This is a genomic window from Paracoccus sp. Arc7-R13, from assembly GCF_004010775.1.
GTDB lineage: Bacteria > Pseudomonadota > Alphaproteobacteria > Rhodobacterales > Rhodobacteraceae > Paracoccus > Paracoccus marcusii.
Genome location: NZ_CP034810.1, coordinates 1,084,881 through 1,111,104 on the forward strand (window position 1 = coordinate 1,084,881; position 26,224 = coordinate 1,111,104).

Genomic DNA, 26,224 nt, shown 5'->3' on the forward strand with positions numbered 1-26,224 from the left:
ATAGCACGGCGGATTCGGCCCGAAACAAGTCAGCGCAAACAGTTAGCGGAAACATCAAATGTTATCGCCATCAGGACCGTTTAGCCGGCGCGACGCCGTGCCACAGGCGGAAAATTAACCTGTTTTCGGGCAGGATCGGATCAGGAGGTGATTCGCATGATGCAGGTTCACGCGACCACGGTCGCGCTTGACGGGGGTGGACTTGTCATTCTGGGACCGTCCGGATCCGGCAAGTCCACCTTGGCGCTGCAGCTGATGGCAGTGGGCGCGACGCTGGTCGCCGATGACCGCACCGACCTGCGCCTGTCCGCGGGCCGACTGATGGCGCAGGCGCCATTGCCGCTGCTGGGACGCATCGAGGCGCGGGGCGTGGGCATCCTTCAGGCAGAGCCGTCGGCGCCGGTCCCGGTGGCCTTGGCCTGCGACCTTGGACGCGACGAAGAGGACCGGTTGCCACAGGTGCGCCATCAACATTGGCTGGGGGTCCGGGTTTCGCTTGTGCTGGGCCCCTATCGCCCCCATCTTTACGCTGCATTGCGGCAGCTGATGCTGGGCCGACGGCTGGCATGACCGCGCGCGCAGCGCCATAGGGAAGGACGCATGGACCACGACGCCATCGAACCCGAGGCCCAACGGCTGGTGCTGGTCACCGGGCCGTCCGGGGCAGGGCGATCGACCGCCATCAACGTGCTGGAGGATCTGGGCTTCGAGGCGATCGACAACCTGCCCTTGTCGCTGATCCCGCGCCTGCTGGACGGACCCGCGCGTCCGACGCCGCTGGCCTTGGGGCTGGACGTGCGCAATCGCGACTTTTCCGCCTTCAACGTGATCGAGCTGATTGACCGACTGACGCGCCTTCCCGGCTATGCGCCCGAGGTGCTGTATCTGGACTGCGACGCCGATACCCTGGTCCGCCGCTACAGCGAGACGCGCCGCCGCCATCCCTTGGCCCCCGATGAGGCGCCGATGGCCGGGGTCTTGGCCGAGATCGACCTGCTTGCACCGATCCGCGTGCGGGCCGATGTGCTGGTCGATACGACCGAACTGTCGCCCCATGACCTCAAGGCCGAGCTGACGCGGTGGTTCGACGTGCGCCCCGACCGGCGGCTCAGCGTGTCGCTGCACTCCTTCAGCTACAAACGTGGCGTGCCGCGGGGCCTGGACCTGATGTTCGACTGTCGCTTTCTGGCCAATCCGCACTGGAACCCGGACCTGCGGCCGCTGGACGGTCGTGACGACCGCGTGCAGGCGCATGTCGCCGCCGATCCGCGATTCGCCGAATTCTTTCAGCGGACCCGGGATCTGGTCGAATTTCTTCTGCCAGCCCATATGGACGAGGGCAAATCGCACCTGGCGGTCGGTTTCGGCTGTACCGGGGGACAGCATCGTTCCGTCACTTTGGTGGAAAAGATGGCCCTGGCGCTTGCAGATGCGGGCTGGCCGGTGTCAATAAGGCACAGGGAACTGGAGCGTCGGGGCATGACGCTGCAGTCTGGTGCGGACGCATCGCCTGCGGGCGAGGCTCGCGCGTCGCAAAGGCAGGCGTCATGAGGTTTGGGGTGTTTTGGAAGTCTTCTGGGCTTGGTGAGGCGCGTTGATCGGTATTGTCATAGTGGCGCATGGGGGATTGGCCCGAGAGTATCTCTCGGCCGTCGAACATGTCGTGGGTCCGCAGGTCGGCATCGCCGCCGTCGCGATCGAGGATGATCATGATCGCGCAGCCAAGACCGCCGAGATCAAGGCGGCCGCGGATGCGGTCGATCTGGGCGACGGCGTCGTCCTGGTGACCGATCTGTTCGGCGGGTCTCCCTCGAACCTGTCCCTGCCGGCCTGCGCGGTGCAGGACCGCACCATCCTCTACGGTGCCAACCTGCCGATGCTGGTCAAGCTGGCCAAGTCGCGGCATCTCAGCGTGCCGGTCGCGGTGGGCTTTGCCAAGGACGCGGGGCGCAAGTACATCAATTCCTACAACGTCCCGCCCGAGGCCGCGCTGGACAGCGGGCGGTATCCGCGATGACCGATGCGATCACCCGCGACCTGTCGATCATCAACGTCAAGGGCCTGCACGCCCGGGCCAGCGCCAAGTTCGTTGACGTGGTCGAACGGCATGACGCGCAGGCAAGGGTCGAAAAGGACGGCATGGCCGTCTCTGGCGACAGCATCATGGGTCTGCTGATGCTGACCGCCCCGCGCGGCAGCCAGATCCGCGTGACCACCTCCGGCCCCGAGGCGCAGGCCCTGGCGGACGCGCTGGAGGCGCTTGTGGGGGACTATTTCGGCGAAGGCATGTAGTGGCCGCGCCCATCACCCCCGACCGCAAGTCCTATCACCACGGCAACCTGCGCCAGGCCCTGGTCGAGGCGACCGCCGACCTGGTCCAGGAGAAGGGCCCGCAGGCCTTCACCCTGACCGAGGCCGCGCGCCGCGCCGGCGTGTCCCCAGCCGCCCCTTATCGCCACTTCAAGGGTCGCGACGACCTGCTAGAGGAGGTCGCGCGCCAGGGCTTCATCGAATTCGCCGCCCGGCTGGAGGCCGCATTCGACGGTGGCCGTCCGCGGCCTCTGACCGCGTTCCTGCGCATGGGCCAGACCTATCTGGACTTTGCCGCCGAACGGCCCGGTTATTACATGGCGATGTTCGAAAGCGGCATCTCTGTCGTGGGCAATGTCGATCTGGCGGCCGCATCTGCGCGGGCGCAGGGCGTGCTTGTAACCGCGGCCGAGGCGATGGCCGCCCGCCTGCCCGAAGACCGCCGTCCGCCCGCCCGCATGGTGGCCAACCACATCTGGGCGTTGAGCCACGGTGTGGTCGAGCTGTTCGGCCGCGGCAAGCCCGGCTGCCGCAGCCCGGTCGAGCCGTCCGAAATGCTGGAAAGCGGGGCGCTGATCTATCTGCGCGGGCTTGGACTGATCCAGGATTGAATAGTTGCACGACGATCTTGACGGAACCCTCCTCGCCACCCATCTATGTAAATGTAATTCACATTAACATAGGGAGATACCACAGATGACCATCGCAACCCCCGTGCTTCGCCCGGCGACGACCCAGCAGCGCATCACCGATGTGCTGGCCCGTGGTCGCGACTGGCTGGATGCGCGCGGTCGCCCCGCCTGGCTTGTCGCCATGGTGCTGGGTTTCATCTTCGTCTGGCCCGTGGGCCTGGCCCTTCTGGGCTACATGATCTGGAGCAAACGCATGTTCGGATGCAGCAAACGCACCGCCGCCCCCCGCTATTCCGCGCCGTCGACCGGCAACAGCGCCTTCGACGCCTATCGCGCCGAGACGTTGAAGCGGCTGGAGGACGAGCATCGCGAATTCATCGACTTCCTGGCCAAGCTGCGCGAGGCTAAGGACAAGGCGGAATTCGATCAGTTCATGGAAAAGCGCGACGCCAAAACCGACGCGTAAGCAGATCAGGGGCCGGGTGACCGGCCCCCGTTCCTATTCGCCACGGGGAAACCGCTGGTTTTCCTCCAGCACGTTCAGGTCCATGTGATTGCGCATGTAGCGTTCGGACGCACGCTGCAGCGGCTGGTGGTCCCATGGATAATAGGCCCCGTTGCGTAACGCCTCGTACACGATCCAGCGGCGGGCCTGCGAATGACGCACCTGCGCGTCATAGGCCGACAGGTCCCACCGCTGCGCCGCCTGTGCACGCAGATCGGACAGCACCGCCGCATGGGCCGGATCGCCGGCCAAGTTCACGCACTCTGCCGGGTCGCTGTCCAGATCAAACAGTATTTCGGGATCGGCGTCGCAGGCGATGTATTTCCAGCGCCCGTCGCGCAGGGCGACCATGGGTGCGATGCTGCCCTCGGCGGCATACTCCATCGGCACCGGACCACGCGGCGCGCCTCGCGCCAGCGACCGGCCATCGGTCCAGGGCGCGATCTCGTCCATCGGAAGGCCCGCCAGGTCGCACAGCGTCGGCAGCACGTCGATGGTGCTGACCGGCTGGTCGACACGTCTTGGCGCCATGTCCGGCGCGGCGATCATCAGCGGCACCCGGGCCGAGCCTTCGAAGAAGTTCATCTTGAACCACAGCCCGCGTTCGCCCAGCATCTCGCCGTGGTCGGACAGGAACAGGATGATCGTGTCCTGCTGGCGTGTCGCCTCCAGCACGTCCAGGATCTGGCCGATCTTGTCATCGACATAGCTGATATTGGCAAAATAGCCCTGCCGCGCGCGCCGGATATGATCGTCGGTGATCTCTAGCCCGCGCCAATCGCACGCATCCATCAGGCGCTGCGAATGCGGGTCCTGCTGGTCATAGGGGATCGGCCGCGGCGGCTCCAGTTCCGGGATGCCGTCGTACAGGTCCCAGTACTTGCGCCTCGCCACGAACGGATCGTGGGGGTGGGTAAAGCTGACGGTCAGGCACCACGGCCGGCCGTCGGCCCCGCGTGCCAGATCGTACAGCTTGCGCGTCGCGTGATGGGCGACCTCGTCGTCATATTCCAGCTGATTGGTGATCTCGGCCACGCCCGCGCCGGTGACGGATCCAAGATTGTGGTACCACCAGTCGATCCGCTCCCCCGGCTTGCGGTAATCCGGGGTCCAGCCGAAATCGGCGGGATAGATGTCGGTGGTCAGACGCTCCTCGAAGCCGTGCAACTGGTCAGGGCCGACGAAATGCATCTTGCCCGACAGGCAGGTGTGGTACCCCGCCCGGCGCAGGTGATGCGCATAGGTCGGGATGTCGGACGCGAATTCCGCCGCGTTGTCATAGACCCGCGTGCGACTTGGCAACTGGCCCGACATGAAGCTGGCCCGCCCCGGCGCGCAAAGCGGGCTGCCGGTATAGGTGTTCGCGAACCGGGTCGACCGTTCGGCCAGTCGCCGCAGGTTCGGGCTGTGCAGGAAAGCGGCGGGGCCGTCGGGGAAAAGAACCCCCGACAGCTGATCCGCCATGAGGATCAGGATATTGGGTTTCACGGGCTGTTATCCGGCGACGGCGGCCTGCACGGCATCCAGGCCGGGCTGCCCGTCCAGCGTGGTGACGCCGTCCAGCCAGGGACCCATCGCATCGGGATTGGCGGCCAACCACTCGCGCGCCGCGTCCTGCGCATCGGCGCCGTCGTCCAGGATCGCGCCCATCAGCTGGTTCTCCATTGACACGTCGAAGACCAGCTGGCTGAACAGCCGCGCTGCATTGGGGCACATTTCGGCCCATTCGCTGCGGGCAAGGGTGTGGACGGTCGCACCGCCAAAATCGGGGCCGAACTGTTCGTCGCCGCCCGACAGATAGGTGATCTCGATCGCCTCGTTCATCGGGTGGGGCGCCCAGGCCAGGAAGACGGTGGGCGTATCGGCATTGCGGGTGACCTGCGCCAGCATCGCCTGTTCACCGCTCTCGACCAGCTCCCAATCGCCCAGGCCGAACAGATCGGCATCGATCATGCCCTGGATGTTCTGGTTCGCGGGGGCGCCGGGTTCGATGCCATAGATCTTGCCCTCGAACGCGTCGCGATGGGCGTCCAGATCGGCGAAATCCGCGACGCCGAGGGCCGCGGCGGCGGGGTTCACGGCCAAGGTGAACTTGGCGCCCTCCAGGTTCTGCGCCAGCTCGGTCACGCCGCCATCGGCGTCCAGATCCTCGCGGAACGCGGCCTGCGCCGGCATCCAGTTGCCCAGGAACACGTCGGTCTGCGCGCCCTTCAGCGCCTCATAGCCGACGGGAACGGACAGGGTGGCGATGTTCGGGGCATAGCCCAGGGCCTCCAGCACGACCGCCGCGACGCCGTTCGTCGCGGTGATGTCCGTCCAGCCCGGATCGGACAGGCGCACGGTGCCGCATTCGGCAGGATCGGCGGCATGGGCAGGCAGGGCGGCCACGCCCAGAAGCAGGGCGGCAAGGATGGGCTTGGTCATGGGTCTCTCCTGTCGGTGTGAAGATCTGCCCTCATGCTGGGCAGATTCTCAGGGCGCGCCCGCCTGAATGCGACAGTCAGCGCGTCGGAACTGGTGTATCGCCGCGATAATCATAAAAGCCGCGGCCCGTCTTGCGGCCCAGCCAACCGGCCTCGACATATTTCGTCAACAACGGGCAGGGGCGGTATTTCGTGTCGGCCAAGCCGTCATGCAGCACGTTCATGATGGCCAGACAGGTGTCCAGGCCGATGAAATCGGCCAACTCCAGCGGGCCCATCGGGTGGTTGGTGCCCAGCTTCATCGCGCTGTCGATGCTGCTGACCGATCCCACGCCCTCGTAGAGCGTATAGACCGCCTCGTTGATCATCGGCATCAGGATGCGATTCACGATAAAGGCGGGGAAATCTTCGGCGGTGGCCGATGTCTTGCCCAGCTTCTCGACGACGGCGTGCAGTTCGCGATAGGTCGCCTCGTCCGTGGCGATGCCGCGGATCAGCTCGACCAGCTGCATGACGGGAACGGGGTTCATGAAGTGGAACCCCATGAATTTTTCGGGCCGGTCGGTGCGCGAGGCCAGCCGCGTGATCGAGATCGACGACGTGTTCGACGTCAGGATCGTCTCGGGCTTCAGGTGCGGGACCAGGTCCTCGAAGATCGCCTGCTTCACCGTCTCGCGTTCGGTCGCGGCCTCGATCACCAGGTCGCATTGGCCCAGGTCCGACAGCTTCAGCGTCGTGCGGATATGGCCCATGGCGGTCGCCTTGACCTCGGCGGTGATCTTGTCGCGGGCGACCTGGCGTTCCAGGTTGCGGTCGATCAGGGCGATGGCCTTGTTCAGCGCATCCTGGCTGATGTCGGTCAGCAGCACGTCATAGCCCGCCACCGCAAAGACATGCGCGATGCCGTTGCCCATCTGACCTGCGCCGATCACGCCAACCGATTGAACCGTCATGCCTGCATCCCCTGTTCCGACGCCGGGACGATAGGGCGGGGCGGGACATGCTGCAATGCAAAACCGCCCCCCGTCGCCGGGGGGCGGTCCGTGGCAATCCTTGTGCGGGATTACAGCTTTTCGGTCAGTTCCGGGACGATGGTGAACAGATCGCCCACCAGGCCGTAATCGGCGACCTGGAAGATCGGCGCTTCCTCGTCCTTGTTGATGGCCACGATGACCTTGCTGTCCTTCATGCCGGCCAGGTGCTGGATCGCACCGGAAATGCCGACCGCGACGTAGAGCGCGGGCGCCACGACCTTGCCGGTCTGGCCCACCTGCCAGTCGTTCGGGGCATAGCCCGAATCGACCGCCGCGCGCGATGCGCCGACGGCGGCGCCCAGCTTGTCGGCCAGCTGTTCGATCATCACGAACTGCTCCTTGGAGCCCAGGGCGCGCCCCCCCGACACGACACGTCCGGCCGAGGTCAGCTCGGGGCGGTCGTTCTGGGCGACCTCGTCGTTCAGCCATTTCGACAGGGCCGGATCGTCCGCCAGCGTGGCGTCGGACACGGGCGCCGCGGGACCTTCGCCGGCCGCGTCAAAGCTGGCCACGCGGATGGTCATGACCTTCTTGCTGTCGGCCGAGGTGATCGTCTGGATGGCGTTGCCGGCATAGACCGGACGCTCGAACGTGTCGGCGTCGATCACGGCGGAGACGTCGGACATCACCATCACGTCCAGCAGGGCCGCGACACGCGGCATGACGTTCTTGGCATCCGTGGTGGCGGGGGCCGCGATGTGGCTGTAATCGCCCGCCAGCGCCACGATCAGCGCGGCGGTCGGTTCGGCCAGCCGGTGGCCGTAACGCGCATCCTCGGCGACCAGCACCTTGGAGACGCCGGCGATGGTCGCGGCCTGATCGGCCGCCGCACGCGCCTGCGCGCCTGCGCACAGCACGGTCACGTCGCCCAGGGCGGTGACGGCATGGACGGCCTTGGCGGTCGCATCGCGGTTCAGTTCGCCGCCGGTGACTTCGGCCAGAAGAAGAACAGCCATCACACGATCCCCGCTTCTTTGAGTTTCGACACAAGTTCGTCGACCGAGCCGACCTTGATCCCGGCCTTGCGGCCCTCGGGTTCGCGGGTCTTGACCACGGTCAGGCGCGGGGTGACGTCGACGCCGTAATCGGCGGCGGTCTTCTCCTCCAGCGGCTTCTTCTTGGCCTTCATGATGTTGGGCAGCGACGCATAGCGCGGCTCGTTCAGGCGCAGGTCGGCGGTCACGATGGCGGGCAGCTTGACCTCGATGGTCTGCAGGCCGCCGTCGACCTCGCGGGTGACATGGGCCGCGTCGCCCGCGATCTCCAGCTTGCTGGCGAAGGTCGCCTGGCTCCAGCCCAGCAGGGCCGACAGCATCTGGCCGGTCGCGTTCATGTCGTTGTCGATCGCCTGCTTGCCGGCGATGACCAGCTGCGGCTGTTCGGCATCGACGATGGCCTTGAGGATCTTGGCGACGGCCAGCGGTTCGATGTCCTGATGCACGTCATCGGCGGCGACGACCAGGATGGCGCGGTCCGCCCCCATGGCCAGCGCGGTGCGCAGGGTTTCGGCGGCCTGCTTGACGCCGATGCTGACGGCCACGATCTCGGTGGCCGCGCCCTTTTCCTTCAGGCGGATGGCTTCTTCGACGGCGATCTCGTCGAAGGGGTTCATCGACATCTTCACGTTGGCCAGATCGACACCCGATCCGTCCGCCTTCACGCGGGCCTTCACGTTATAGTCGATCACGCGCTTGACTGGCACGAGGACTTTCATCGGCCTCTCTCCCTTTGTTTGCGTCATCTGTCGCAGGATTGTTAGACAGGGAAATCCGGCAAGGACAGGGCAAAAGCGTCACAGGACGCAGCGTTTGCGGCGACGCCCCCGTCAGCGGCTGGCGCCCGGCACCCACAGGATATCGTCCGCGCCGTCGTTGTTGGCCACGCGGCCCGCGACGAACAACCAGTCCGACAGCCGGTTCAGATAGCGGATCGCACTGGCGTTCACGTCGCCCCCCGCCAGCAGTTCGGTGGCGCGGCGTTCCGCCCGGCGCGCCACCGTCCGCGACAGGTGCAGATGCGCAGCCAGCGCGCTGCCACCGGGCAGGATGAAGCTGCGCAGCGGCGCGATGTTGGCGTTCATCGCGTCGATCTCGGCCTCGAGGCGGTCGATCTGGGCGTCGATGATGCGCAGGACCGGATAGCCCGCCTGATCGTCCGCGGCCATGTTCGGGCGCGACAGGTCGGCGCCCAGGTCGAACAGGTCGTTCTGGATCACGGCGATGCGTTCGGCCAGATCGCCCGTCGCATGCTGGCGGCACAGGCCCAGGGTCGCGTTCAGTTCGTCGACGGTGCCGTACGCTTCGACACGGGGGTCGTGCTTGGCCACGCGGCTGCCGTCGGACAGGGCGGTGTCGCCCTTGTCGCCGGTGCGGGTATAGATCTTGTTCAGAACGACCATCAAATCGACCTCAGCCACAAAAACAGCATCAGGATGACCAGCGCGGCGACCTGGGCATACAGCCGCCAGCGCATCATGCGGTTGCCATGCTTGCGGTTGAAATCGCCGCCTTTGGCAAAGCCGCCGATCCCCGTCAGCAGGATCGCGATGACGACCCCGACGGACAGGATCGTGACAAGGAACAGGGATTGATCGGGCATGGGGGACACCGCCTTTCGGCCGCCAACCTAGTTGCGCCGCGCAAACCAGTCCAGAGCGCGGGTCGGCAGAACCCGCCGCGCGACCCCGGAAATGCGCGTCGGCGCCGTGACATAGTAGCGCGGGGCGGGATTCGCCGCCGTCAGCGCGGTCAGGATGCGGTCGCTGACCGCGCGCGGCGGCAGCTCGAACCGGTCCTTGCCCGAGGGCTCATAGAGGCGCTTGAGCAGGCTGGCGTGGTACTGGTCGGCGCGCGGGCTGGCCTGCCAGTTCACCCACCGCTCGAAATGCGGGATGGCGTTTTCGCGAATGCGGCTGGTGATGGGCCCCGGCTCGATCAGGGTGACGTGGATGCCGGTGCCGTGCATCTCGAGGCGCAGCACGTCGGTCAGCCCCTCCAGCGCGAATTTCGTGGCCACATAGGGGCCGCGCCACGGGATGCCGACCAGCCCCAGGACCGAACTGATGGTGACGATCCGCCCCGCACCGCGGTCGCGGAAATGCGGGATCAGCCGGGTGGTCAGGTCATGCGTGCCAAGCAAATTGACCTCGAAGATGGCGCGCAGGGCGCCGCGGGGCATGTCCTCGACCGCGCCGGGCAGGGCGAACGCCGCGTTGTTGACCAGCGCGTCGATCGGACCGCCGGCCAGCGCGGCCTCGGCGCAGGCGGCGACGCTGTCCTCGGACGCAAGGTCCAGGGGCAGGCACTCCATCCCTTCGGCCTGCCGGGCGGCGATGTCCGTCGGGGTGCGGCAGGTGGCCACGACCTGCCAGCCCTGCGCCTGCAGGTGGCGCGCGGCGTCCAGGCCGATGCCCGACGAACAGCCGGTGATCAGCACGCGCCTCATGGGGCGTCGGACGTCAGGAACTGGGCCGAGACGAATCCCTGCTGGCCTTCGGCCGTCTGCACCTGCACCCATTCGCCGCCCGTCGGTCCCAAGGCCTGCACCGCCGATCCGCCGGTCAGGCTGGCCACGACCGGATTGTCGGTGCCCGCGCCTGCGCGCATGTTCACCCGGTCGGCCGTGACATACAGCACCGGCCCGTCGGCAGGCACAGCTTGCGCGGCCTCCGGTGTCGCCCCCGCATATTCGGGCGACGGTTCCAACGGCGGACCGGGAAAGCGCTGCGTGCGTTCCGGGGTCTGGCTGGCGGCGGGGACGATGTCGACCGGCGGGGTCGCGGGCAGGGTGCCGGCCGCAGGGGCGGTCAGCGACGGCGCGCCCGCATCGGTCGCGGCGCTGGCCCGCGTTGCCGGTTCCGGCTTGCGTTCGGTCCGCAGGTCGCCTTGGCCGAACCGGTCCAGCGTCATGAACACGCCCAGCAGCGTCACCAGCATCAGCAGTCCCAGCCTGATCATCGCGCCCGTCCCCCGTTGCGGCCATCGGATTAACCGATTTGATCGTCCAACGCCACGCGGACGGCAGCGTTCCCGGCCAGCTTTTCGATCTGGACCGGGCGGGCCATGGGGCCTATCCAAGGCGCATGGCCGACGATCTGATCCCCCAGCCCGAACAGGGCACCTCTTCCGAACCCCTCAGCCGCGCGATCGGCGAGCGGTACCTGACCTATGCGCTGTCCACGATCATGCACCGCGCGCTGCCCGATGCCCGCGACGGGCTGAAGCCGGTGCACCGCCGCATCCTCTATGCGATGCGCGAACTGCGCCTGGCGCCCAACGGGGCGTTCCGAAAGTCGGCCAAGATCACCGGCGACGTGATGGGCAACTATCACCCGCATGGCGACGCCGCGATCTATGACGCGATGGCCCGCCTGGCCCAGGATTTCGCCATGCGCTATCCGCTGGTGGACGGGCAGGGGAACTTTGGCAACATTGACGGCGACAACCCTGCCGCTGCGCGATACACCGAGGCCCGCCTGGCCGCGACGTCCGAGGCGCTGATGGATGGCCTGGCCGAGGATTCGGTCGATTTCCGCCCCAACTATGACGGTACGCTGAGCGAGCCGGTCGTGCTGCCCTCGGCCTTTCCGAACCTGCTGGCCAACGGTGCGTCGGGGATCGCGGTAGGCATGGCAACCAACATCCCCCCCCACAACCTGCACGAGGTCGTGGACGCCTGCCTGCATCTGATCAAGACGCCCGACGCGCGCGACGACACGCTGGCGACCCTGATCAAAGGGCCCGATTTCCCGACCGGCGGCGTGCTGGTCGAATCGGCGGACAGCATCGCCGAGACCTATCGCACCGGGCGCGGCGCGTTCCGCCTGCGCGCGCGCTGGACGCAGGAGGATCTGGGCCGCGGGCTGTGGCAGATCGTCGTCACCGAGATTCCCTATCAGGTGCAGAAATCCAAGCTGATCGAACGGCTGGCCGAACTGATCCAGACGCGCAAGATTCCGATCTTTGCCGATGTGCGCGACGAATCCGCCGAGGACGTGCGCATCGTCATCGAACCGCGTGCCCGCACCGTCGACCCCGAACAGCTGATGGGCGCGCTGTTCCGCGCCAGCGACCTGGAGATCCGGTTCAACCTGAACATGAACGTGCTGATCGACGGCCGCGTGCCCAAGGTCTGCTCGCTCAAGGAGGTCCTGCGCGCGTTCCTGGACCACCGCCGCGACGTTCTTGTGCGCCGCGCGGCCTATCGTCTGGACAAGATCGCGTCGCGCCTGGAGGTGCTGGAAGGCTATCTGGTCGCCTATCTGAACCTGGACCGCGTGATCGAGATCATTCGGACCAAGGACGAGCCCAAGGCCGTGATGATGGCCGAGTTCGGCCTGAACGACGTGCAGGTCGAGGCGATCCTGAACATGCGCCTGCGCGCCCTGCGCAAGCTAGAGGAGATCGAGCTGCGCGCCGAACGCGACGCCCTGTTGACCGAACGCGAGGGGCTTCAGGCGATGCTGGACAGCGAGGCCGCGCAATGGGCGCGCATCGCCGACCAGCTGAAGGAGGTGCGCAACCTGTTCGGCAAGTCGCGCCCCGAGGGTCAGCGCCGCACCACGATCAGCGAGGCCACCGAGATGCCCGTGATCGACCTGGAGGCCATGATCGAGCGTGAGCCGGTGACCGTGGTCCTGTCGAAGATGGGCTGGATCCGCACCCTGAAGGGCCATCAGCCGCTGGACGCCGAACTGAAGTTCAAGGACGGCGACGGCCCCGGCCAGGCCCTGCATGCCGAGACGACCGACAAGCTGATGATATTCGCGTCGAACGGGCGGTTCTACACCCTTCCGGTCAACACGCTGCCCGGCGGGCGCGGGATGGGAGAACCCTTGCGCCTGATGGTCGATCTGCCCAACGAGGCGCAGGTCATCGCCATGTTCCCGTGGCGCGAGGGGGCGAAGTATCTGGTGGCATCTCGGGCGGGCGACGGGTTCATCGTGGGCGCGGGGGACATCCTGGCTCAGACAAAGACCGGAAAGCAGGTCCTGAATGGCGACGCGCTGCTGTGTCGTCCGGTATCGGGCGACCACGTCGCCGTGGTTGGCGAAAACCGAAAGATGCTGGTCTTTCCCTTGGCCGAACTGCCCGAGATGGCACGCGGCAAGGGCGTGCGGCTGCAGCGCTTTGGCAAGGGCGGTGGGCTGATCAAGGCGGATGAGCTGGTCGATGCGATCTGCCTGACGCTGGCGCAGGGCCTGTCCTGGCCCATGACCGGCGGCAAGACCCGGACCGAACCGGACCTGACCGAATGGCTGGGCAAGCGGGGCAGTGCCGGCCGAATGGCGCCGCGCGGTTTCCCGCGCGACAACCGCTTTGCCTGAAGCGGCACCCCTCGCGACGCCGAGACGTGCCGCGAGGGTCCAAGGCGGTTGAGCTGCCCGGAAGGGTCGCTCAGAGCCCGCCGCCGCCGACGGACCCGAAATATTCGCCGGTGATATAGCTGGCCTCGTCCGAGGCCAGCAGCACATAGATCGGCGCGATCTCGACCGGCTGCCCGGGGCGACCCAGGGGTTGGCTTGCGCCATGTTCCTTTGCCTTGTCGGTCGGCTGGCCGCCGCTGATCTGCAGCGCGGTCCAGTAGGGGCCGGGACAGACCGCATTCACGCGGATGCCGCGCGGGGCCAGCTGTTTCGCCAGCGACTGCGCGAATGCCACGTTCGCGGCCTTGGACTGCGCATAGTCGAACAGATGCGCCGACCCCGAGAACGCCTGCACCGAAGAGGTGATGATGATCGATGCGCCCGCATCCATGTGGGGCAGCGCGGCCCGCGTCACCCAGAAGGGCGCATAGATGTTGGTCTTCATCGTGGCGTCGAAATCCTCGGTCGTCAGGTCCTCCAGCTTTTCGCAGAACTGCTGGCGACCGGCATTGTTGACCAGGATGTCCAGCCCGCCCAGCTGGGACACGGCGCTCTCGACCATCTCCTTGCAGAAGCCCTCGTCGCGCAGGTCGCCCGGAACGGCGACGGCCACGCGGCCCTCCGCCTCGATCAGCGAGACGACCGCGTCGGCATCGGCCTGTTCGTCGGGCAGATAGCAGATGGCGACGTCCGCGCCTTCGCGGGCAAAGGCGATGGCTGCTGCGGCGCCGATGCCGCTGTCGCCGCCGGTGATCAGGGCGCGCTTGCCCGATAGGCGGCCTGCGCCGCGATAGCTGGTCTCGCCATGGTCGGGCAGGGGGTCCATCTTCTGGGCAAGGCCGGGAAAGGGCTGTTCCTGCGCAGGGAAATCGGGGGCGGGAAGGCGCGGCTCGGCGATGGCGCCACTGCGGAACGGGGGACGGGCGGGGGTATCGGACATCTGTGGCCTCATGCGTTTGCGGTTCGCAGGCCAACCGCACAGCACGGCGAATGTTCCGGTCCGTCCGGGACAAGAAAGATCAACCGCCCATGAAAAAGCCGCCGCCCCGATGGGACGGCGGCGATGGTCGGCGCGGTCTCAGGCGCCGTTGTAAAGCGGCATCACGCCCGCCTCGGCATGGACGGCGTTGACGGTGGCGCGGTCCAGCTTCATCGCGGTTGCCAGGTCATTCAGATAGCGGGCCTCGGCCTCGCTGTCGAAGTCGATCGCCAGCAGTGACATCAGATAGACCTGACGCTCCATGCCCTCGGGGACCTCGCGGGCAAGGCCCGCTGCATCGACGGGCGCGGCCATCTGGTCGCGGATGAACTGGCGTTCGTCATCGTCCAGATCATCGCCCAGATGACCCAGCAGGCGCTGGCGTTCGGTGTCGTCGACATGGCCGTCGGACTTGGCCGCCTGGATCATCGCGCGCAGCATCAGCCCGGCGATGGCATTCTGTTCCGGGGTGGGCGCGACCTGCGGCTCGCCGTCATGGGCCAGCGCATCGTCGAACAGCGCACCAAAAGTGGCATTGTTCTTTTCCTGCGATCCCTTGGTGGCCAGGTGGCCCGCCGCACCGCCCGCGGCCGCGCCGCCCAGAAGGCCGCCCAGCATTCCGCCCAGGCTGCCGCCACCCATGCTGCTGCCGCCGCGCTGGCCGCCCAGCTTGTCCAGCAGGCCGCCAAGCGAACCGCTGCCCGTCCCGGTGCCGCCGCCAAGGGCGCGGCCCAGCATCTGGTTCAGGCTGCCGCCCGACGTACCGCCGGTGTTGTTGCCCAGCAGGTTGTCCAGCAGGCCGCCGCTGGCCTTGCGCTGGCCGGGACGCCCGCCATGCTGGTTGTTCATCATCGTGCCGATCCCCTTGGCCAGCATCACGCCGGCGGCGACCTTGGTCAGGCTTCTCATCAGGCTCATGCGAATCCCCCTTGTGGATGGGCGCGGACCTGATGGCCCGGCGCCTTGCGCTGCCAAACGATATGGGTCGCCCGGCGGTTCCTGCAAAGAGGCGGGCAGGCGCCCCGACCCCGACATGATTAGCCACGGCACGCAAGCCCGCCCTTGATTTCCCCGCGCGGGCCTTATACATCGCGGCGCACGTCAATCCGGGGCCCTTTCAGCCATGCCCCGCGGATCCAGGAGGCCCACATGGCAAAGGCAAAGTTTGAACGGAACAAACCGCACGTCAACATCGGCACGATCGGCCATGTTGACCACGGCAAGACGACGCTGACGGCGGCCATCACGAAGTACTTCGGCGAATTCCGCGCCTATGACCAGATCGACGGCGCGCCCGAAGAGAAGGCCCGCGGGATCACGATCTCGACCGCGCACGTGGAATACGAATCCGAGACGCGCCACTATGCGCATGTCGACTGCCCGGGCCACGCCGACTACGTCAAGAACATGATCACCGGTGCCGCCCAGATGGACGGCGCGATCCTGGTCGTGAACGCCGCCGACGGCCCGATGCCGCAGACGCGCGAGCACATCCTGCTGGGTCGCCAGGTGGGCATCCCCTACATGGTCGTCTACCTGAACAAGGTCGACCAGGTGGATGACGAGGAACTGCTGGAACTGGTCGAGATGGAAGTCCGCGAGCTGCTGAGCTCGTACGACTATCCGGGCGACGACATCCCGATCATCAAGGGTTCGGCGCTGGCAGCCATGGAAGGCCGCGACAACGCCATCGGCGAGGATTCGATCCGCGCGCTGATCGCCGCCGTCGACGAGTACATCCCGACCCCCGAGCGTGCGATCGACCAGCCGTTCCTGCTGCCGATCGAGGACGTGTTCTCGATCTCGGGCCGCGGCACCGTGGTCACCGGCCGCATCGAGCGCGGCGCGGTCAACGTGGGCGACGAACTGGAGATCGTGGGCATCCGCGACACCAAGAAGACCACCTGCACGGGCGTCGAGATGTTCCGCAAGCTGCTGGACCGCGGTGAGGCCGGCGACAACGTGGGCGTCCTGCTGCGCGGCATCGACCGTGACGGCGTCGAGCGCGGCCAGGTCCTGGTCAAGCCGAAGTCGGTCACCCCGCACACCCAGTTCGAGGCCGAGGCCTACATCCTGACCAAGGAAGAGGGCGGCCGCCACACGCCGTTCTTCGCGAACTACCGCCCGCAGTTCTACTTCCGGACCACGGACGTCACCGGCACCGTCAAGCTGCCCGAGGGCACCGAGATGGTGATGCCCGGCGACAACCTGAAGTTCGAGGTCGAACTGATCGCCCCGATCGCGATGGAAGAGAAGCTGCGCTTCGCCATCCGCGAAGGCGGCCGCACCGTCGGCGCAGGCGTCGTCTCCAAGATCATCAAGTGATCCAGGGCCCGAACGGGCCAAGGAATGCTGCGGGAAAGGCCACCCTTCGGGGTGGCCTTTTTCATGCGGCCCGTGGCGCTTGACGGGCAGGCCGATTTGCGGCATAGGACCGCAACGCTGCCGGTTCGCGAAGAATCGTCGGTTTTGCGCGTGGCCGCCTCATCGTGGGCGGCCTGCGTTTTTTTCGTACGGTCCGATGCTGGCGCCGCGTGGTGCGCCGTCAGCCTCTCGACTGGAACTCCCCGCAAGAGGGATGTCTTTATGCAAAGCCAGAATATCCGGATCCGGCTGAAGGCCTTTGATTACCGCGTGCTGGACGCCAGCACCCAGGAAATCGTCAACACGGCCAAGCGCACCGGCGCGACCGTCCGCGGCCCGATCCCGCTGCCGAACAAGATCGAGAAATTCACCGTCCTGCGCGGTCCGCACATCGACAAGAAGTCGCGCGACCAGTGGGAAATCCGCACGCACAAGCGTCTGCTGGACATCGTCGATCCGACCCCGCAGACCGTTGACGCCCTCATGAAGCTCGACCTCGCCGCCGGCGTGGACGTCGAGATCAAAGTCTGAGGAGGCAGATCATGTTGCGTACTGGTATCATCGCCAAGAAACTGGGCATGACCCGTCTGTTCCTCGAGGACGGCCGTCAGGTTCCCGTCACCGTCCTGCAACTGGACGGCCTGCAGGTCATCGCGCAGCGCACCGCCGCGACCGATGGCTATACCGCCGTCCAGCTGGGCGCCGGCGAGGCGAAAGCAAAGCGCACGACCGCAGCGATGCGCGGTCACTTTGCCAAGGCCTCGGTCGCGCCCAAGCGCAAGATCGTGGAATTCCGCGTTGCGGAAGAGAACCTGATCAACGTCGGTGAGGAGATCACGGCTGACCACTACTTCTCGGGTCAGTATGTGGACATCGCCGGCATCTCGATCGGTAAGGGCTTTGCGGGCGCCATGAAGCGCCACAACTTCGGCGGTCTGCGCGCGTCGCACGGCGTGTCCGTCAGCCACCGTTCGCACGGTTCGACCGGCCAGTGCCAGGACCCCGGCAAGGTGTTCAAGGGCAAGAAGATGGCAGGTCACCTGGGTGCCGTCCGCGTCACCACGCAGAACCTGCAGGTCGTCCGCACGGATTCCGAGCGCGGCCTGATCATGGTCAAGGGCTCGGTTCCGGGCTCGAAGGGTGGCTGGGTCACCGTCAAGGACGCCGTGAAGAAGGCGACGCCCGAGAACCTGATCTATCCGGCCGCCCTGCGGTCCGCCGCCCGCGAAGCCGCGCGCCTGGCTGAGGAAGCCGCCGCCGCCGCCGCCGCCGAGGAAGAAGCCGCCCGTGAGGAGGCCGCCCGTCTGGCCGCCGAGCAGGAAGCCGCCGCCCTGGCCGAGGCCGAAGCCTCGATCAAGTCGGACAAGGACGCTGCCGATCCCAACGCGGAAGAGCCGGCCTCCAATGACGACGCGCCGGAAGGAGACAAGTGATGAAACTTGATGTGATCAAGCTGGATTCCGGCGCAGCCGGGTCGATCGATCTGGCCGACGACATCTTCGGGCTGGAGCCGCGCGGCGACATCCTGCAGCGCGTCGTGCGTTGGCAGCGCGCCAAGGCACAGGCCGGCACCCACTCGGTGCTGGGCAAGTCGGACGTCAGCTACTCGACCAAGAAGATCTATCGCCAGAAGGGCACCGGCGGCGCACGCCACGGCTCCCGCAAGGCGCCGACCTTCCGTCACGGCGGCGTCTACAAGGGTCCGACCCCGCGGTCGCACGCCTTCGATCTGCCCAAGAAGGTCCGTGCCCTGGGTCTGCGTCACGCGCTGTCGGCGAAGGCCACCGCGGGTGAACTGGTGATCATCGAGGATCTGAACCTCGCCGATGCCAAGACCGCAGCCGTCGCCAAGGCCGTCCGTGAGAACGGCTGGAAGCGCGTGCTGGTGATCGACGGTGCCGAAGTGAACGAGAACTTCGCCCGTGCCGCCCGCAACATCGAAGGCGTGGACATCCTGCCGTCGATGGGTGCCAACGTGTATGACATCCTCAAGCGTGATACCCTGGTCATCACGCGCGCCGGTGTCGAAGCTCTGGAGGCTCGTCTGAAATGAGCGCGAAAGCAGAACATTACGACGTGATCGTCAAGCCGATCATCACCGAGAAGGCCACCATGACGTCCGAGAACAACGGCGTCGTGTTCCAGGTCGCCAAGGACTCGAACAAGCCGCAGATCAAGCAGGCCGTCGAGGCCCTGTTCGGTGTCAAGGTGAAGGCGGTCAACACCACCATCACCAAGGGCAAGCAGAAGCGCTTCCGCGGCCAGCTGGGTCGTCGCAGCGACGTCAAGAAGGCCTATGTGACGCTGGAAGCCGGCAGCACCATCGACGTTTCGACCGGTCTCTGATAACCGGACGCGATCTGGCGGCCCCGGCATTCCGGGGCCGCCGCAATTGACTGAAACGGACCACCCTGGTCCAAAGCAACGGAAGACAGAAAGATGGCATTGAAGTCGTACAAACCGACGACGCCTGGCCAGCGTGGGCTGGTTCTGATCGACCGTTCGGAGCTTTGGAAAGGTCGCCCGGTCAAGAGCCTCACCGAGGGTCTGACCAAGAAAGGCGGCCGGAACAACACCGGACGGATCACCATGCGGCGCCAAGGCGGCGGCGCGAAACGCCTGTATCGCATCGTCGATTTCAAGCGCACCAAGTTCGACATGGCCGGCACGGTCGAGCGGATTGAGTACGATCCCAACCGCACCGCCTTCATCGCGCTGATCAAGTACGAAGACGGCGAGCAGACCTATATCCTGGCACCGCAGCGTCTGGCCATCGGCGACAAGGTCGTGGCGGGTTCCAAAGTCGACGTGAAGCCGGGCAACGCCATGCCCTTCAGCGGCATGCCCATCGGCACGATCGTCCACAACGTCGAGCTGAAGCCCGGCAAGGGCGGCCAGATCGCGCGTTCGGCTGGCACCTATGCCCAGTTCGTGGGTCGTGACGGCGGCTATGCCCAGATCCGCCTGTCCTCGGGCGAGCTGCGCCTGGTCCGTCAGGAATGCATGGCGACCATCGGCGCCGTGTCGAATGCCGACCATTCGAACCAGAACCTCGGCAAGGCCGGCCGCAACCGCCACAAGGGCATCCGCCCGAGCGTCCGCGGTGTCGCCATGAACCCGATCGACCACCCGCATGGTGGTGGTGAGGGCCGCACCTCGGGTGGCCGCACGCCGGTCACGCCCTGGGGTAAGGACACCAAGGGCAAGAAGACCCGCAGCAACAAGGCGACCGACAAGTACATCTTGCGTTCGCGTCACGCGAAGAAGAAGGGGCGCTGACCTATGGCACGTTCTGTTTGGAAAGGCCCCTTTGTTGACGCCTATGTGCTCAAGAAAGCCGAGAAGGCCCGTGAGTCGGGGAAATCCGACGTCATCAAGATCTGGTCGCGTCGCTCGACCATCCTGCCGCAATTCGTCGGCCTGACCTTTGCCGTCTACAACGGGCACAAGCACATCCCCGTGAACGTCAGCGAAGAGATGATCGGTCAGAAATTCGGTGAATATTCGCCCACGCGCACCTATTACGGGCACGCCGCGGACAAGAAAGCCAAGAGGAAGTAATCGTCATGGGTAAGGAAAACAATCCGCGCCGCGTGGCGGAGAACGAGGCCTTCGCCAAGACGAAGATGCTTCGCACCTCGCCGCAGAAGCTGAACCTGGTGGCTCAGCTGATCCGCGGCAAGAAGGTCGACAAGGCTCTGGCCGACCTGACCTTCTCGCACAAGCGCATCGCCGGCGACGTGAAGAAGTGCCTTCAGTCCGCCATCGCGAACGCCGAGAACAACCACGGTCTGGACGTCGACAACCTGGTCGTCGCCGAGGCCTGGGTCGGCAAGAACCTGGTGATGAAGCGTGGCCGTCCGCGGGCACGTGGCCGCTTCGGCAAGATCATGAAGCCGTTTTCGGAAATCACCATCAAGGTGCGCCAAGTCGAGGAGCAAGCGTAATGGGTCAGAAGGTCAATCCGATCGGCATGCGCCTCCAGGTCAACCGCACCTGGGACAGCCGCTGGTACGCCGACGACAAGGACTATGGCAATCTGCTGCTTGAAGACCTGAAGATCCGGGACTTCATCCGCACCGAAGCCAAGCAGGCCGGCATCAGCCGCGTCATCATCGAGCGCCCCCACAAGAAGTGCCGCGTGACCATTCACGCAGCGCGTCCCGGTGTCATCATCGGCAAGAAGGGTGCGGACATCGAGACCCTGCGCAAGAAGCTGGCGAACTTCACCGACAGCGAACTGCACCTGAACATCGTCGAAGTGCGCAAGCCCGACGTCGATGCGCAACTGGTCGCCGAGTCGATCGCTCAGCAGCTGGAGCGTCGCGTGTCGTTCCGCCGTGCGATGAAGCGTTCGGTCCAGAACGCGATGCGCATGGGCGCCCTGGGCATCCGCGTGAACGTCGCCGGCCGTCTGGGCGGCGCCGAGATCGCACGGACCGAGTGGTATCGCGAGGGCCGCGTGCCCCTGCACACCCTGCGGGCCGACATCGACTATGCACTCTGCGAAGCCACGACCCCGTACGGGATCATCGGCGTGAAGGTGTGGATCTTCAAGGGCGAGATCATGGAACATGATCCCCAGGCCCATGATCGCCGCGCTGCCGAGGCCCAGGAAGGTCCGGCCCCCCGTGGTCCGCGCCGCGACGCCCGGTAAGGAGTAGAAAACAATGCTGCAACCGAAACGGACCAAGTTCCGCAAACAGCACAAGGGCCGTATCCACGGCGAGGCAAAGGGCGGTTTCGACCTGAACTTTGGCTCGTTCGCCCTGAAGGCAACCGAACCGGAGCGCGTCACCGCGCGCCAGATCGAGGCGGCCCGCCGCGCGATCACCCGTCACATGAAGCGTCAGGGCCGGGTCTGGATCCGGATTTTCCCGGACGTCCCGGTGTCGTCCAAGCCCACCGAGGTCCGGATGGGTAAGGGCAAGGGTTCCGTCGACTTCTGGGCGGCCCGGGTGCATCCCGGCCGGATCATGTTCGAGATCGACGGCGTGAACGACACCATCGCCCGCGAGGCCCTGCGCCTCGGCGCGATGAAGCTGCCGGTTCTGACCCGCATCGTCGCACGCGGAGACTGGTAAGCGTCGGCCCGCCGGGCCAGCGCGAAAGGGGGCCCCGCCGAGCGATCGGCGGGGCCCCTGCCTTTTCCCGCAAACGGGCTTGCCAAACGGGCGTTCAGCCTGTATGCGCAGGCCTTCATCACGAAACTCCACCGGAATCAGGGTGGCCCTGGCGACAGGGGCTCTCCGGTGATGTTGAAAGGAAGACGCGTCATGGACGCCACCGAACTGAAGTCTAAGACGCCCGACCAGCTGAAGGATCAGCTGGTTGCGCTGAAGAAAGAGGCCTTCAACCTGCGCTTTCAGCAGGCGACCGGTCAGCTGGAAAGCACCGCACGGATGCGCACCGTCCGTCGCGACGTGGCTCGCGTGAAGACGATTCTGAACCAGAAAGCGGCCGAAGCCGCGGCCTCGAACTAAGGAGCCCGGCCCATGCCCAAACGTATCCTGCAAGGCCGCGTCACCAGCGACAAGAACGAACAGACGATCACCGTCCTGGTCGAGCGCCGCTTCAAGCATCCCGTGCTGCACAAGATCGTGCGCTCGTCGAAGAAATACCGCGCGCATGACGCGCAGAACCAGTTCAAGATCGGGGACACCGTTCGCATCGTCGAATGCGCCCCGATCTCGAAGACGAAACGCTGGACTGTCCTGACGGACGAAGCGGTCAACGCCTGAAGTCCATCATTACAGATCAGAAATGATCGAAACCCTGGGGCCGCAGTCGGCGGTCCCCAAAGGTCGGGAGAAACCAAATGATCCAGATGCAGACCAATCTGGATGTTGCTGATAACTCGGGCGCTCGCCGGGTTCAGTGCATCAAGGTCCTGGGTGGTTCGCACCGTCGCTATGCGTCGGTGGGCGACATCATTGTCGTGTCCGTGAAGGAAGCCATCCCCCGGGGCCGGGTGAAGAAGGGTGACGTCCGCAAGGCCGTCGTCGTTCGCACCGCCAAGGAAGTGAATCGCGAAGACGGAACCTCGATCCGCTTCGACCGCAACGCCGCCGTCATCCTGAACAACCAGGGCGAACCGGTCGGCACCCGTATCTTCGGGCCGGTCGTGCGCGAGCTGCGTGCGAAGAACTTCATGAAGATCATCTCGCTTGCACCGGAGGTGCTGTGATGGCTGCCAAGCTGAAGAAGGGCGACAAGGTCGTCGTGCTGGCCGGCAAGGACAAGGGCAAGCAGGGTGAGATCACCGCTGTCATGCCCAAGGACAACAAGGCCATCGTGGACGGCGTGAACGTCGCCATCCGCCACACCAAGCAGTCCCAGAACAGCCAGGGCGGCCGCGTGTCGAAGGCCATGCCGATCGACCTGTCGAACCTGTCGCTGATGGACAAGAACGGCAAGGCAACCCGCGTCGGCTTCCGCATGGAAGACGGCGGCAAGGTCCGCTTTGCCAAGACCACGGGAGACGTGATCTGATGCTGGACGACGCCAAGTACACGCCCCGCCTGCGCGCGGTGTTCACCGACACCATCAAGGCCGCGCTGAAGGAAGAGTTCAGCTACAAGAACGACATGCAGATCCCGCGTCTGGACAAGATCGTCCTGAACATGGGTGTCGGCGAAGCCGTCAAGGACACCAAGAAGGTCAAGCAGGCGGCCGACGAGCTGTCGCTGATCGCCGGTCAGAAGGCCATCATCACCTATGCCAAGAAGTCGATCGCCGGCTTCCGCGTGCGTGAGGAGATGCCGCTTGGCTGCAAGGTGACCCTGCGCGGCGACCGCATGTACGAATTCCTGGACCGCCTGATCAACATCGCGCTGCCCCGCGTCCGCGACTTCCGCGGCGTGAAGCCGACGTCGTTCGACGGCCGCGGCAACTATGCGATGGGCCTGAAAGAGCACATCGTTTTCCCGGAAATCAACTTCGACAAGGTCGACGAAGTTCTGGGGATGGACATCATCATCTGCACCACCGCGACGACCGACGCGGAAGCGAAGTCGCTGTTGAAGCATTTCAACATGCCGTTCACCAGCTGATCGCGGAGGGAAAGAAGATATGGCAAAGAAATCCATGATCGAGCGCGAGAACAAGCGCGCACGTCTGGTCAAGCAATACGCTGCAAAGCGTGCTGAACTGAACGAGGTCATCAAGGACCAGTCCCGCCCGATGGAAGAGCGGTTCAAGGCCACGCTGAAGCTGGCCGAACTGCCGCGCAACTCGTCGGCGACGCGCCTGCACAACCGGTGCCAACTGACCGGTCGTCCGCATGCGTATTACCGCAAACTGAAACTGTCGCGGATCATGCTGCGCGAGCTCGGCTCGCACGGTCAGATCCCCGGCCTGGTCAAGTCCAGCTGGTAAGGGGGCACATACCATGATGAACGATCCTCTCGGCGATATGCTGACCCGCATCCGCAATGCGCAGATGCGCGGCAAATCGACCGTCCGCACCCCCGCCTCCAAGCTGCGTGCCTGGGTTCTGGACGTGCTGAAGAACGAAGGTTACATCCGCGGCTACGAGGAAGTGACCACCACCGAGGGCCACAAAGAGCTGGAAATCGGGCTGAAGTACCACGACGGAACCCCGGTCATCCGGGAACTGTCGCGCGTGTCGAAGCCGGGTCGCCGGGTCTATGCCGGGTCCAAGGAAATCCCGCAGGTCCGTCAGGGTCTGGGCGTCTCGATCGTCTCGACTCCCAAGGGCGTCATGTCGGATGCAGCGGCTCGCAATGCCAATGTTGGCGGCGAAGTCCTCTGCACCGTGTTCTAAGGAGGGCAGAATGTCTCGTATTGGTAAGAAGCCGGTCGAACTGCCCAAGGGCGTGACGGCCGAGATCAAGGGTCAGACCATCGAAGTGAAGGGGCCGAAGGGCACCCGTCATTTCACGGCGACCGATGATGTGGATCTGGTGCTGGAAGATGGCTCCGTCGCGGTCAAGCCCCGCGGTACGTCCAAGCGTGCGCGCCAGCAGTGGGGGATGACCCGCTCGATGATCGAGAACCTGACCGTGGGCGTGTCCACCGGGTTCAAGAAGGAGCTGGAGATCCAGGGTGTGGGTTACCGCGCCAACATGCAGGGCAAGGACCTGAAGTTGGCTCTGGGCTACTCGCATGACGTGATCTTCGAGGTGCCGGAAGGCGTCACGGTGTCGTCTCCGAAGCAGACCGAAATCGTTGTGGAAGGCATTGACCAGCAGCTTGTTGGCCAGGTCGCAGCGAACATCCGCGAGTGGCGCAAGCCCGAGCCCTACAAGGGCAAGGGTATCCGCTACAAGGGCGAGTTCGTGTTCCGCAAGGAAGGCAAGAAGAAGTAAGGGGCGCATGAAATGGCACTGAAAAAGCAAGAGCTGTTCCAGAAGCGCCGCCTGCGCGTTCGGAACAAGCTGCGGGCGATGTCGAACGGCCGTCCGCGGATGTCGATCCACCGGTCCTCGAAGAACATCTTCGTGCAGGTGATCGACGATCTGAAGGGCGTGACCCTGGCTTCGGCCAGCACGCTGGAGAAGGACCTGGGCCTGATCGGCAAGAACAACGTCGAGGCTGCGGCCAAGATCGGTTCGACCATCGCCGAGCGTGCGAAAGCCGCCGGCGTGGAAGAAGTCGTGTTCGACCGCGGCGGCTTCATCTTCCACGGCAAGGTCAAGGCTCTGGCCGACGCCGCCCGTGAAGGTGGTCTGAAGTTCTGATCCTGCGGACGGCGCATGCCCCAGTGGCGGCGCCGTCCCGATGATCCGGGAACATCCGTTCACCGGGATCGACACAACCGGCGCCGCGCGCGCCCGCGTACAAGGAATGCCTCATGGCAGAACGTGACAACAACCGCCGGGGCGGTCGCAACGACCGCGAAGAGAACCCGGAATTCCAGGACCGCCTGGTTGCCATCAACCGCGTGTCCAAGACGGTCAAGGGCGGCAAGCGCTTTGGCTTTGCGGCACTCGTCGTCGTCGGTGACCAACGCGGCCGCGTCGGTTTCGGCAAGGGCAAGGCCAAAGAGGTCCCCGAGGCGATCCGCAAGGCGACCGAGCAGGCCAAGCGCGGCCTGATCCGCGTCCCGCTGCGTGACGGCCGTACCCTGCACCACGACATCGAAGGTCGTCATGGCGCCGGCAAGGTCATCATGCGCACGGCCGTCGCCGGTACCGGCATCATCGCAGGCGGCCCGATGCGCGCCGTGTTCGAGATGCTGGGCGTGCAGGACGTCGTGGCCAAGTCGCAGGGGTCGCAGAACCCCTACAACATGATCCGCGCCACCCTGGACGGTCTGAAGAAAGAGTCGAGCCCGCGCAGCGTCGCGACCCGTCGCGGCAAGAAAGTGGCCGACATCCTGCCCTCGAACGACAAGCCGGCTGACGCCGCTGTCGAAGCGTAAGGAGCAAGACGCATGGCAACCATCGTCGTCAAGCAGATCGGATCGCCGATCCGCCGCCCCAAGGACCAGCTGGCCACCCTGAAGGGCCTGGGCCTGAACAAGATGAACCGCACCCGCGAGCTGGAGGATACCCCCTCCGTGCGCGGCATGGTCAACAAGATCCCGCATCTGGTGGCGATCATCGAAGAAAAGGCCTGATCCCCGCGGTCAGGACAGTGGAACGCCCCG

The 26,224-nt window shown here is 65.6% G+C and carries 39 protein-coding genes; 28 read left to right on the top strand and 11 right to left on the bottom strand.

Annotation, left to right across the window (positions count from 1 at the left end; genetic code table 11):
* Positions 1-156: 156 nt before the first annotated feature.
* The 6 genes from EOJ32_RS05380 (at position 157) to EOJ32_RS05405 (ending at position 3,408) form a co-directional block, all read left to right on the top strand.
* Positions 157-570, top strand: a complete 414-nt coding sequence (locus EOJ32_RS05380) for an HPr kinase/phosphorylase (RefSeq protein WP_240542501.1) — start codon at positions 157-159, stop codon at positions 568-570.
* Positions 571-600: 30 nt separating this feature from the next.
* Positions 601-1,551 carry an RNase adapter RapZ gene (gene rapZ / locus EOJ32_RS05385; RefSeq protein ID WP_127897937.1) on the top strand — a complete coding sequence of 317 codons (951 nt, stop codon included), beginning with the start codon at positions 601-603 and terminating at the stop codon, positions 1,549-1,551.
* A gap of 43 nt (positions 1,552-1,594) precedes the next feature.
* The gene (locus EOJ32_RS05390) at positions 1,595-2,017 is read left to right on the top strand and encodes a PTS sugar transporter subunit IIA (protein ID WP_045982754.1); all 423 of its coding nucleotides are present in this window, start codon (positions 1,595-1,597) and stop codon (positions 2,015-2,017) included.
* Positions 2,014-2,292: an HPr family phosphocarrier protein gene (locus tag EOJ32_RS05395; protein WP_127897938.1), complete on the top strand. Its 279-nt coding sequence runs from the start codon at positions 2,014-2,016 to the stop codon at positions 2,290-2,292. The genes EOJ32_RS05390 and EOJ32_RS05395 overlap by 4 nt, the downstream gene beginning before the upstream one ends.
* On the top strand, positions 2,292-2,921 hold the full coding sequence (locus tag EOJ32_RS05400) for a TetR/AcrR family transcriptional regulator (protein WP_240542502.1): 630 nt from the start codon (positions 2,292-2,294) through the stop codon (positions 2,919-2,921). The genes EOJ32_RS05395 and EOJ32_RS05400 overlap by 1 nt, the downstream gene beginning before the upstream one ends.
* Positions 2,922-3,006: 85 nt before the next feature.
* On the top strand, positions 3,007-3,408 hold the full coding sequence (locus EOJ32_RS05405) for a DUF2852 domain-containing protein (protein WP_052714837.1): 402 nt from the start codon (positions 3,007-3,009) through the stop codon (positions 3,406-3,408).
* A 33-nt stretch (positions 3,409-3,441) separates the two neighbouring features.
* Here the strand turns inward: EOJ32_RS05405 and betC are convergent, their stop codons facing one another.
* The 9 genes from betC to EOJ32_RS05450 all read right to left on the bottom strand — a co-directional run bounded on the left by betC (position 3,442) and on the right by EOJ32_RS05450 (position 10,860).
* Positions 3,442-4,911, bottom strand: a complete 1,470-nt coding sequence (gene betC / locus EOJ32_RS05410; protein WP_127899300.1) for a choline-sulfatase — start codon at positions 4,909-4,911, stop codon at positions 3,442-3,444.
* A gap of 30 nt (positions 4,912-4,941) precedes the next feature.
* Complete coding sequence (choX, locus tag EOJ32_RS05415; RefSeq protein WP_045982757.1) at positions 4,942-5,871, bottom strand: choline ABC transporter substrate-binding protein; 930 nt, start codon at positions 5,869-5,871, stop codon at positions 4,942-4,944.
* A gap of 76 nt (positions 5,872-5,947) precedes the next feature.
* On the bottom strand, positions 5,948-6,823 hold the full coding sequence (locus EOJ32_RS05420) for a 3-hydroxybutyryl-CoA dehydrogenase (RefSeq protein ID WP_045982758.1): 876 nt from the start codon (positions 6,821-6,823) through the stop codon (positions 5,948-5,950).
* A gap of 110 nt (positions 6,824-6,933) precedes the next feature.
* A complete protein-coding gene (locus tag EOJ32_RS05425) occupies positions 6,934-7,860 on the bottom strand; it encodes an electron transfer flavoprotein subunit alpha/FixB family protein (protein ID WP_127897939.1) in 927 nt (308 codons plus the stop codon).
* The gene (locus tag EOJ32_RS05430) at positions 7,860-8,618 is read right to left on the bottom strand and encodes an electron transfer flavoprotein subunit beta/FixA family protein (protein ID WP_046000093.1); all 759 of its coding nucleotides are present in this window, start codon (positions 8,616-8,618) and stop codon (positions 7,860-7,862) included. Before EOJ32_RS05430 ends, EOJ32_RS05425 begins: the two co-directional genes overlap by 1 nt.
* Positions 8,619-8,729: 111 nt before the next feature.
* Positions 8,730-9,302 (bottom strand): cob(I)yrinic acid a,c-diamide adenosyltransferase, encoded by a 573-nt coding sequence (locus EOJ32_RS05435; RefSeq protein ID WP_046000094.1) that lies wholly within the window; start codon positions 9,300-9,302, stop codon positions 8,730-8,732.
* The gene (locus EOJ32_RS05440) at positions 9,302-9,502 is read right to left on the bottom strand and encodes a twin transmembrane helix small protein (RefSeq protein ID WP_127897940.1); all 201 of its coding nucleotides are present in this window, start codon (positions 9,500-9,502) and stop codon (positions 9,302-9,304) included. The genes EOJ32_RS05435 and EOJ32_RS05440 overlap by 1 nt, the downstream gene beginning before the upstream one ends.
* A gap of 27 nt (positions 9,503-9,529) precedes the next feature.
* Entirely contained in the window at positions 9,530-10,348 is an 819-nt protein-coding gene (locus EOJ32_RS05445) for an SDR family NAD(P)-dependent oxidoreductase (RefSeq protein WP_127897941.1), read from the bottom strand.
* The gene (locus tag EOJ32_RS05450) at positions 10,345-10,860 is read right to left on the bottom strand and encodes an SH3 domain-containing protein (protein ID WP_127897942.1); all 516 of its coding nucleotides are present in this window, start codon (positions 10,858-10,860) and stop codon (positions 10,345-10,347) included. The genes EOJ32_RS05445 and EOJ32_RS05450 overlap by 4 nt, the downstream gene beginning before the upstream one ends.
* 125 nt (positions 10,861-10,985) lie before the next feature.
* Between EOJ32_RS05450 and parC the strand changes: the two genes are divergently transcribed.
* Positions 10,986-13,229 (top strand): DNA topoisomerase IV subunit A, encoded by a 2,244-nt coding sequence (gene parC, locus EOJ32_RS05455; RefSeq protein ID WP_127899301.1) that lies wholly within the window; start codon positions 10,986-10,988, stop codon positions 13,227-13,229.
* A 70-nt stretch (positions 13,230-13,299) separates the two neighbouring features.
* Here the strand turns inward: parC and EOJ32_RS05460 are convergent, their stop codons facing one another.
* The gene (locus EOJ32_RS05460) at positions 13,300-14,208 is read right to left on the bottom strand and encodes an SDR family oxidoreductase (protein WP_127897943.1); all 909 of its coding nucleotides are present in this window, start codon (positions 14,206-14,208) and stop codon (positions 13,300-13,302) included.
* Between the two features lie 138 nt (positions 14,209-14,346).
* A complete protein-coding gene (locus EOJ32_RS05465; RefSeq protein ID WP_127897944.1) occupies positions 14,347-15,165 on the bottom strand; it encodes a DUF533 domain-containing protein in 819 nt (272 codons plus the stop codon).
* A 231-nt stretch (positions 15,166-15,396) separates the two neighbouring features.
* Here EOJ32_RS05465 and tuf point away from each other — a divergent pair, with 231 nt between their 5' ends.
* The 21 genes from tuf to rpmD all read left to right on the top strand — a co-directional run bounded on the left by tuf (position 15,397) and on the right by rpmD (position 26,194).
* Positions 15,397-16,572, top strand: coding sequence for an elongation factor Tu (gene tuf / locus EOJ32_RS05470; protein WP_045983513.1), 1,176 nt, complete (start codon positions 15,397-15,399; stop codon positions 16,570-16,572).
* A 261-nt stretch (positions 16,573-16,833) separates the two neighbouring features.
* Positions 16,834-17,142, top strand: a complete 309-nt coding sequence (gene rpsJ / locus EOJ32_RS05475; protein WP_042247848.1) for a 30S ribosomal protein S10 — start codon at positions 16,834-16,836, stop codon at positions 17,140-17,142.
* Between the two features lie 11 nt (positions 17,143-17,153).
* Entirely contained in the window at positions 17,154-18,044 is an 891-nt protein-coding gene (rplC, locus tag EOJ32_RS05480) for a 50S ribosomal protein L3 (protein ID WP_045982165.1), read from the top strand.
* On the top strand, positions 18,044-18,664 hold the full coding sequence (gene rplD / locus EOJ32_RS05485) for a 50S ribosomal protein L4 (protein WP_045982164.1): 621 nt from the start codon (positions 18,044-18,046) through the stop codon (positions 18,662-18,664). Before rplC ends, rplD begins: the two co-directional genes overlap by 1 nt.
* Entirely contained in the window at positions 18,661-18,957 is a 297-nt protein-coding gene (locus EOJ32_RS05490; RefSeq protein ID WP_046000098.1) for a 50S ribosomal protein L23, read from the top strand. Before rplD ends, EOJ32_RS05490 begins: the two co-directional genes overlap by 4 nt.
* 93 nt (positions 18,958-19,050) lie before the next feature.
* The gene (gene rplB, locus EOJ32_RS05495; protein ID WP_045982162.1) at positions 19,051-19,890 is read left to right on the top strand and encodes a 50S ribosomal protein L2; all 840 of its coding nucleotides are present in this window, start codon (positions 19,051-19,053) and stop codon (positions 19,888-19,890) included.
* Positions 19,891-19,893: 3 nt separating this feature from the next.
* Positions 19,894-20,172: a 30S ribosomal protein S19 gene (gene rpsS, locus EOJ32_RS05500; RefSeq protein WP_045982161.1), complete on the top strand. Its 279-nt coding sequence runs from the start codon at positions 19,894-19,896 to the stop codon at positions 20,170-20,172.
* Between the two features lie 5 nt (positions 20,173-20,177).
* Positions 20,178-20,558 (top strand): 50S ribosomal protein L22, encoded by a 381-nt coding sequence (gene rplV, locus EOJ32_RS05505; protein WP_042247864.1) that lies wholly within the window; start codon positions 20,178-20,180, stop codon positions 20,556-20,558.
* The gene (gene rpsC / locus EOJ32_RS05510; RefSeq protein ID WP_045982160.1) at positions 20,558-21,268 is read left to right on the top strand and encodes a 30S ribosomal protein S3; all 711 of its coding nucleotides are present in this window, start codon (positions 20,558-20,560) and stop codon (positions 21,266-21,268) included. The genes rplV and rpsC overlap by 1 nt, the downstream gene beginning before the upstream one ends.
* Positions 21,269-21,281: 13 nt before the next feature.
* On the top strand, positions 21,282-21,695 hold the full coding sequence (gene rplP, locus EOJ32_RS05515; protein ID WP_127897945.1) for a 50S ribosomal protein L16: 414 nt from the start codon (positions 21,282-21,284) through the stop codon (positions 21,693-21,695).
* A 192-nt stretch (positions 21,696-21,887) separates the two neighbouring features.
* Positions 21,888-22,094 (top strand): 50S ribosomal protein L29, encoded by a 207-nt coding sequence (rpmC, locus tag EOJ32_RS05520; RefSeq protein ID WP_045982158.1) that lies wholly within the window; start codon positions 21,888-21,890, stop codon positions 22,092-22,094.
* Positions 22,095-22,106: 12 nt separating this feature from the next.
* Complete coding sequence (gene rpsQ, locus EOJ32_RS05525) at positions 22,107-22,352, top strand: 30S ribosomal protein S17 (protein ID WP_045982157.1); 246 nt, start codon at positions 22,107-22,109, stop codon at positions 22,350-22,352.
* 77 nt (positions 22,353-22,429) lie between these two features.
* Positions 22,430-22,798: a 50S ribosomal protein L14 gene (rplN, locus tag EOJ32_RS05530; protein ID WP_022708219.1), complete on the top strand. Its 369-nt coding sequence runs from the start codon at positions 22,430-22,432 to the stop codon at positions 22,796-22,798.
* Positions 22,798-23,103 (top strand): 50S ribosomal protein L24, encoded by a 306-nt coding sequence (gene rplX, locus EOJ32_RS05535; RefSeq protein WP_045982156.1) that lies wholly within the window; start codon positions 22,798-22,800, stop codon positions 23,101-23,103. The genes rplN and rplX overlap by 1 nt, the downstream gene beginning before the upstream one ends.
* On the top strand, positions 23,103-23,663 hold the full coding sequence (gene rplE / locus EOJ32_RS05540; protein ID WP_045982155.1) for a 50S ribosomal protein L5: 561 nt from the start codon (positions 23,103-23,105) through the stop codon (positions 23,661-23,663). Before rplX ends, rplE begins: the two co-directional genes overlap by 1 nt.
* Before the next feature lie 19 nt (positions 23,664-23,682).
* Positions 23,683-23,988 (top strand): 30S ribosomal protein S14, encoded by a 306-nt coding sequence (rpsN, locus tag EOJ32_RS05545; protein WP_042247889.1) that lies wholly within the window; start codon positions 23,683-23,685, stop codon positions 23,986-23,988.
* 16 nt (positions 23,989-24,004) lie between these two features.
* On the top strand, positions 24,005-24,397 hold the full coding sequence (gene rpsH, locus EOJ32_RS05550; protein ID WP_045982167.1) for a 30S ribosomal protein S8: 393 nt from the start codon (positions 24,005-24,007) through the stop codon (positions 24,395-24,397).
* Between the two features lie 10 nt (positions 24,398-24,407).
* Positions 24,408-24,941, top strand: coding sequence for a 50S ribosomal protein L6 (gene rplF / locus EOJ32_RS05555; protein ID WP_045982154.1), 534 nt, complete (start codon positions 24,408-24,410; stop codon positions 24,939-24,941).
* 12 nt (positions 24,942-24,953) lie between these two features.
* Positions 24,954-25,313: a 50S ribosomal protein L18 gene (gene rplR, locus EOJ32_RS05560; protein WP_045982153.1), complete on the top strand. Its 360-nt coding sequence runs from the start codon at positions 24,954-24,956 to the stop codon at positions 25,311-25,313.
* Between the two features lie 113 nt (positions 25,314-25,426).
* Positions 25,427-25,996, top strand: coding sequence for a 30S ribosomal protein S5 (rpsE, locus tag EOJ32_RS05565; RefSeq protein WP_042247897.1), 570 nt, complete (start codon positions 25,427-25,429; stop codon positions 25,994-25,996).
* Between the two features lie 12 nt (positions 25,997-26,008).
* Positions 26,009-26,194, top strand: a complete 186-nt coding sequence (rpmD, locus tag EOJ32_RS05570; protein ID WP_046000102.1) for a 50S ribosomal protein L30 — start codon at positions 26,009-26,011, stop codon at positions 26,192-26,194.
* Positions 26,195-26,224: the final 30 nt, after the last annotated feature.